General features: G+C 60.2%; 4 protein-coding genes, 1 tRNA gene and 1 pseudogene. 2 read left to right on the forward strand and 4 right to left on the reverse strand.

Annotation, left to right across the window (positions count from 1 at the left end; genetic code table 11):
• Nucleotides 1–2 precede the first annotated feature (2 nt).
• Nucleotides 3–78: transfer RNA gene (locus tag JJD66_RS23410), tRNA-Glu, on the reverse strand.
• Between the two features lie 359 nt (nt 79–437).
• Here JJD66_RS23410 and JJD66_RS23415 point away from each other — a divergent pair.
• Together JJD66_RS23415 and JJD66_RS23420 are read left to right on the forward strand one after the other, a co-directional pair.
• Nucleotides 438–1,208 (forward strand): hypothetical protein, encoded by a 771-nt coding sequence (locus JJD66_RS23415; protein ID WP_034127216.1) that lies wholly within the window; start codon nt 438–440, stop codon nt 1,206–1,208.
• A gap of 269 nt (nt 1,209–1,477) precedes the next feature.
• The gene (locus JJD66_RS23420) at nt 1,478–2,290 is read left to right on the forward strand and encodes an alpha/beta fold hydrolase (protein ID WP_200649153.1); all 813 of its coding nucleotides are present in this window, start codon (nt 1,478–1,480) and stop codon (nt 2,288–2,290) included.
• A gap of 36 nt (nt 2,291–2,326) precedes the next feature.
• On the opposite strand, the gene JJD66_RS28550 is transcribed toward JJD66_RS23420, so the two are convergent.
• From JJD66_RS28550 to JJD66_RS23430, 3 genes and pseudogenes are all read right to left on the reverse strand, one after another.
• Entirely contained in the window at nt 2,327–3,208 is an 882-nt protein-coding gene (locus JJD66_RS28550) for a methyl-accepting chemotaxis protein (RefSeq protein ID WP_442800183.1), read from the reverse strand.
• Nucleotides 3,185–4,327: pseudogene (locus JJD66_RS28555) on the reverse strand (HAMP domain-containing protein); the annotation flags it as partial. The gene JJD66_RS28550 and the pseudogene JJD66_RS28555, both read right to left, overlap by 24 nt.
• A gap of 80 nt (nt 4,328–4,407) precedes the next feature.
• On the reverse strand, nt 4,408–5,820 hold the full coding sequence (locus tag JJD66_RS23430) for an aminotransferase-like domain-containing protein (protein ID WP_200649155.1): 1,413 nt from the start codon (nt 5,818–5,820) through the stop codon (nt 4,408–4,410).
• Nucleotides 5,821–6,036 lie beyond the last annotated feature (216 nt).

The raw sequence follows: 6,036 nt of genomic DNA on the forward strand, positions 1-6,036 counted from the left end.
TATGGCGTCCCCTAGGGGACTCGAACCCCTGTTACCGCCGTGAAAGGGCGGTGTCCTAGGCCACTAGACGAAGGGGACACACCTACAACATTCACTCCCTACCGCGTTTCGCTGTGTGCTTTACGCTGTAAGTGGCGCGCATTCTATGGATGGATTGAAAGGTCGTCAACCCCCAAGGATAAATTTATTTAAATCAATGACTTCGCCATGGTTTCACGGCCTTCGCGGGCATTGGCACCGTCCGAGCATTGGCGCCTATATTCTGGCGTTCGACAAGACGCTATAGTTCACCCTGACAAATGATGGCAATGTGCATCTATTCAGGAAGCGCCTACCTATATAGAAGAAATCACCTGGGCAACTGGTCGATCGGTCCTATCCGCCGGATGACCCAGTCACTACACTCCACAGCACACCCTATTAAAGAGGTCACACCGGTGACACCACTCATGATCACCCTGCTGGTAATAGCCGGGATCGTAATACTGATCGCCATTGGCTACATGAACCACGTGGTGGAAAACAACAAGCTGGAAAAGAAGCGTACCGAGATCGAGCTTAACGATCGGCTGCGTCGCTGCGGTGAAATCACCGAGACCTTCCCCGGCCAACTGATGACCCCAGCGCTCAAGCTGTTGCTGGCTCGCCTGGAACTGAACGTCAACCAGCGCCTGTTGAACCTCAACAAGTCCAGCACACCGCTCAAGGCCCGCATCAACGAACTGAATGCGCTGATCGCCCAAGGCGAATCGATTCCGGTGCCCAACCCACCGGCCCCGATCCAGACCGAAGCCAAGGCCAAGGACGTGCGCTTTTTGCTCGAAGCCCTGCACGGCCAAGTCACCCGCGCCGCCCAGGACGGCTTCCTGCCGACCAACGAGGCCAAGCACTGGATCAAGGAAATCCGTCATATCCTGGTGCTGCTGCACATCGAGTTTTTCAACAACCTCGGCCAGCACGCCCTGCTGCAAGGCCAACCCGGCCAGGCACGCCTGGCGTTCGAGCGCGGCGTGCAGTACCTGCGCAAACAGCCGGAGCCGGTGCTCTACAGCGCCCAGTTGCAACTGCTGGAGTCCCAACTGGCGCGCGCCAACTCCACAGTGCTGACCAACAGCAAGCCGGCCGAGGACGAAGTCAACGAGCTGACCGAGGGCTTGAAAGTCGTCGACGCCGATGCCGAGTGGAAGAAGAAAGCTATTTACGATTGATGGCAACGCGACGCAATGCTCAAAGCAACGACGATCAAAGGTGGAAGCTCCCAGCAAACATTGATGTTGACTGACACACCGCTTTCGCGAGCAAGCCCGCACAGTGGGATTGTGGGGTGTCAGGTAGGTGAGCATCGGCTGGCAGGCCTTCATCGCAGGCAAGCCAGCTCCCACAGTGAAATCATCACATGCCATCAATGTGCACCTATCCTCCCGCCCCCGACTAGCGTAAAAAAGTGCCCCTCACTCCGTGAAATTAGAGGCCTGTTATGCCTGTCGCCGTGATTGATGGACAACCGCTGCACTATATCGACCAGGGCGCCGGCCCTGTCGTGCTACTGGGTTCGAGTTACCTGTGGGCCAGCGACATGTGGGCGCCGCAGATTGAAGCACTGTCGCAGCAATACCGCGTGATCGTCCCCGAGTTGTGGGGCCACGGTGAGTCCGGGCCGTTGCCAGCACCCACCCATTCCCTGGATGACCTCGCCCGCCAGGCCCTGGCGCTGCTGGATCACCTGAGCATCGAGCAAGCCAACCTGGTGGGCCTCTCGGTCGGCGGCATGTGGGGCGCACGCCTGGCATTGCAGGCTCCCGAGCGCATCAACAGCGTAGTGCTGATGGACACCTACCTCGGGGCCGAACCCGAAGCAACGCGCGAGTACTATTTCTCGCTGTTCAAGATGATTGAAGACGCCGGGGCGATCCCCGAACCGTTGCTGGATGTGATCGCACCGATCTTCTTCCGCCCGGGCATCGACCGCGAATCCGCGCTGTACCGGGATTTTCGCCAGTCACTGCAAGGCTTCCCCAGAGAACGCTTGCTGGACAGTATCGTGCCGCTGGGCCGCCTGATCTTCAGCCGCGAAGACATCTTGGCGCACTTACCTGCATTGGACTCCGACACCACCCTGGTGATGTGCGGCGAGCAGGACAAACCCCGGCCACCCGCCGAGTCCGAGGAAATGGCCGACCTGATCGGTTGCAGCCTGATCCTGATCCCCGAAGCCGGGCATATCTCCAGCCGCGAGAACCCGGATTTCGTCAACGAGGCGCTGCTGACCTTCCTCGCCAACCACGCCTGATCGCCCTGCCCTCAGATCGCAGCGCCTACGCTGCGATCAAAGGCGGAAGTGCCCCACCATCCCCTTGAGTTGCGCGCCCAACTGCGCCAACTGGATGCTCGAGGCGGCATTGCCTTGCATGCTCAACGCCGAATGATCGGCACTCACCCGAATACTGGTGACGCTGCGGTTGATCTCTTCGGCCACCGAGCTTTGCTCCTCGGCGGCGGCGGCGATCTGTTGGTTCATCTGCTGGATCAATGAAACAGCCGCCGCAATGCTGCCCAAGGCCCCTTCGGTTTCCAGCGCATCACTGACCGCCAGCTTCACCAGCTCGCCACTCTGCTGGATCTGCTGCACCGAGGACTGCGCCGCACTGCGCAGCGTGCTGACCAGCCGTTCGATTTCCTCGGTCGATTGCTGGGTGCGCTTGGCCAGTGCCCGCACTTCATCGGCCACCACTGCGAAGCCACGCCCCTGCTCACCGGCACGCGCCGCCTCAATCGCAGCGTTCAAAGCCAGCAAGTTGGTCTGTTCGGCCACGCTCTGGATCACGCTCAAGACGGTACCTATATTCTGGATTTGCGCGCTGAGGCTTTCGATACTGGCGCTGGCACTGTTGCTGGATGTGGCCAGCAACTCGATCCGCTGCAGACTCATGCGCACCACCTGCTGGCCGCTATCGACCTTGGCATCCGCGGTCTGCGCGGCTTGGGCCGCCTGCTCGGCATTGCGTGCCACATCGTGCACCGTGGCGGTCATCTGGTTCATCGCCGTAGCGACTTGCTCGGTTTCGTCCTTCTGGTTGCTGACTTCGGCAGTGGTTTGCTCGGTGACGCTGGACAATGAATGCGCGGAGCTGGCGAGCTGTTCGATCCCCGCCTGCAACCCGCTGACCATCTGGCTCAAGCTGTTGCCCATCTGCTGCATCGCCTGCATCAGTTGGCCGATTTCATCACGCCGGCTGATCTCCATGCGCCCACTCAGGTCACCCGAGGCGATCTGCTGGGCCACGGCGATCACTGCCCGCAACGGCGCAACAATCAAGCGGGTGATCACCCATGCAGCGATCAAGCCCACCAGCAGCGCCAGGGCAGATGAACCGATGATCAGCAGCGTGCTGTGCTGCAACTGCGTTTGCATGGACTGGTCTTCGGCGGCGTACGCCTGGTTGACCCTATTCACCACTTGCTCGGCGCGGTCATGCAATTGCGTGTAGACCAATTTTTCCCGGGCCAGCAGCCCGGTGTATTCGCCGAGCTTTTCACTGAACGACGCGATATGCCCGGAGACTTCATTGAGCACGGTCTGGTAGCCGGGGTCCTTGACCGTGGTTTTGAGTTTCTCGACTTCAGCCAGGGCCTGGTCGGCTTGCTCGATCTTGCCCTGCCCGGCGTCGTCTGCGTCCGCCCTGCGGCTCTGATCCAGGCGCACCCGCGCTTCGTTCATGGCCTGCAACATCAGCCGCGACACCTGGCTGACCTGCCCTGCCTGCTCGATAAACTCCGCACCCTCCTTGCCTTGGCTTTCCTTGAGGCCATAGGCGCCGTCGTCCGCCAGCCCGGCTTGCAGCACATCCAGGTTATTGGCCACGCTGGACACCGACCAACTGGCCATTTCCAGCGCTAGGTCTTTGGTCTGGGTCAACTCGACGAACTCATCGAATGCCTGGCGATAGGCGACCAAGGCTTGCTCAACGTCACCCATCACTCGCTCGTTGCTGGCAGACCGAGCCTTGAGACGCGTGGCCTGGGCCAGCAGCGCATCTACACTGGCATGCAGGGCATCAACGGCCTTGGGGTCGGCGTGCAACGCATAGTCTTGCTCGATCACGCGCACCTTGAGCAGGTCGCTGTTGAGCGTCGACATCGACGTAAGGCCTTCGAAGCGCTGGCCGATGGTCTGCAGGGACCACACACCGATGGCCGCTACCAAGGCCGTCAGCAGCAGTACCAGGGTAAACCCCAAGCCGAGTTTTTTTGCCATACCGAGGTTGGCGAAACGTCGTTGCACGCCCGAAATCATTGCACTTGATCCTCTTGCAATGGCAAATGCCATAAGCCAAGTTTACAAGCAGCGAGATTCGCAACCCCGAGGCACTGAGCACAAGCCGCTGGCGCCGGAATAATGGCAAAAAGCTACATGCGCGTCGTTTTCAGAATGGTCGAGGTCGATCTTGCCGCGCCCATGGCTCGGAACAGCGTCAATGCGCGTTGATCAGCCGCGTAGGCCACATTGATGCGTAACCATTCGCTGCGCTCACCCGTGGGGCTGAACAATGCGCCGGGCGACAGCAACACACCCAGCCGCTGGGCGCAGGCTTGCAATCGCGAGGGGTCGGCCAAGCCTGGTCGTGCCCACAGGAACATCCCGCCCGCGGGTGCGGCAAATACCTGCCACTCTTCATCCTCCAGTACCTGCAACGTCGCGGCCATCTGTGCATTCAAGCGCTTGCGCAGGCGCTGCACCCACTTACGGTAAGTGCCGTTACTCAGCAACGTCGCCACCATGGCTTCGGCAAACCGTGAAGTGCCGATGCCTGTCAGGGTCTTGAGCTGGGCCAATTGCGTAATGATCGCAGCACTGGCACACAGGTAACCCACGCGCAGGGCGCTGCTCAGGGTCTTGGAAAAGCTCGACACATAGATCACCCGATCATCATGGGCCAGCGCTGACAAGCGCGTGCAACTGGCATGCTGCAGGTCGCCGTACACATCCTCTTCGATAATCAGGAAGTCGAGTTCGCGGGCCAGCTCCAACAACCGCTCCGCCACCGGACGGCACAGGCTGGTGCCGGTGGGGTTGTGATACAGGCTGTTGATGAACAGGCACTTGGGCCGATGGGTTTGCAGCAGCGCTTCCAATGCCGGGATATCCGGGCCGCCATGGGCACGTGGCACTTGCAGCAGCGTGACCCCCCGAAAGGCCAGTTGGCGGTAGAGATTGCCATACCCGGGTGTTTCGACCACCACCTCATCACCGGGCTTGAGCAACGTGCGTATCAGCAGGTCCTGGGCATGGCTGGCGCCATGGGTGGTGAGGATACAGTCCAGGCTGGTGGGCACGTGAATCTGGGTCAGGCGCTTGAGCAGTTGTTCGCGCAACGCCGGCAGCCCCAAGGGTGTGCTGTAGTTGAACAGGCCACCAGTGTCGGTGCGGCTCAGTTCACGGATCGCGTAGCTGATGTCATCGCTTTCGCGCCAGGTGTCGGGTAACCAACCGCAGCCCAACTTCAGCTCGCCCAGCGGACTATCGGTAAATGCACCCCAGCCTTGTTCCGCACCTTCATACCAATGGTTTTCGTGGGCCGTGGTGGGATGCGCCACCACGAACCCCGAACCCTGCCTGGGAGCCAGCAGCCCCTGGGCCACCAAGCGCTCGAATGCCTCGATCACGCTGGACTGGCTCAGCAGGTTATCGAGGGCCAATTGGCGAATGGACGGCAAGCGTGTGCCAGGGCTCACCCCCTCCTTGCGAATCCATTCTGCCACCGCGCCGACGATCTGCTGAACAACCGGTACCAGGGCTTGTCGATCGATCCCTAAATCCATGAGCCACTCACTTAAACTGTCTGTTAACCCAAAGCAGTTAAGCACAGAAGCCTGGTAAAGCCGGCCGCAAACTTTTATTAAATTATTGATGGCGGCCGCGAAAACTGAGTGCAACACCTGACCTTTCCGGTACGGTGCTGCCCCTATGTCCTATTCCGAACTCAGCGTCGAAGAGCGCGCCATCATTCAACTCAGTCAAGCTCAAGGCTTCAGCCT

Origin of the sequence: Pseudomonas sp. MF6751 (genome assembly GCF_016613265.1) — a bacterium.
GTDB classification, from domain to species: Bacteria; Pseudomonadota; Gammaproteobacteria; order Pseudomonadales; family Pseudomonadaceae; genus Aquipseudomonas; species Aquipseudomonas fluorescens_BV.

What these genes read in the sequence shown, in the direction of transcription:
- JJD66_RS23420 (WP_200649153.1), top strand. Translation starts at nt 1,478, where the DNA reads ATGCCTGTCGCCGTGATTGATGGACAACCGCTGCACTATATCGACCAG.
- JJD66_RS28550 (WP_442800183.1), bottom strand. Translation starts at nt 3,208, where the DNA reads ATGCAGGCGATGCAGCAGATGGGCAACAGCTTGAGCCAGATGGTCAGC.
- JJD66_RS23430 (WP_200649155.1), bottom strand. Translation starts at nt 5,820, where the DNA reads ATGGATTTAGGGATCGATCGACAAGCCCTGGTACCGGTTGTTCAGCAG.